This is a genomic window from Arthrospira sp. PCC 8006 (assembly GCF_046480465.1).
In the GTDB taxonomy this organism is placed as follows: Bacteria; Cyanobacteriota; Cyanobacteriia; order Cyanobacteriales; family Microcoleaceae; genus Limnospira; species Limnospira platensis.
Window position 1 is genome coordinate 1 of record NZ_PKGG01000570.1, and the last position, 422, is coordinate 422.

The window sequence follows — 422 nt, forward strand, 5'->3', positions numbered from 1 at the left end:
GTTGCTGGCTCGGATTAAAACCCATTTAGACATTGCGAAGATCTCAATTGAAAATGCACAGCTTTATTATGAAATACGTGAAAGTGAAAGCCGCCTGAAACAGTTTTTAGAAGCGTTACCGGTGGGGATWTCTATTCTGGATGCACAGGGAAGTCCTTATTATGTGAAKCAAGTGGGGAAAGAACTGTTGGGTCAAGGGGTGGTGAATACGACGTGGAAGMAAGTTAATGAGGTCTACCGTAATTATATTGCGGGGAGCGATCGCCTCTATCCGATTGAGCAGTTACCGGTAATTCGCGCATTACATGGSGAACGAACAACGGCGGATGATATTGAAATCCAGCACCCGGATAAACGGATTCCAATTGAAGCGTGGGGGACACCTATTTTTGATAAAAATGAGGCGGTTGCATTTGCGTTCG

The 422-nt window shown here is 45.0% G+C and carries 1 pseudogene; it reads left to right on the forward strand.

The features are described 5' to 3' along the window. Nucleotides 1-422 (forward strand): annotated as a pseudogene (locus B9T16_RS29420) (guanylate cyclase); the annotation flags it as partial.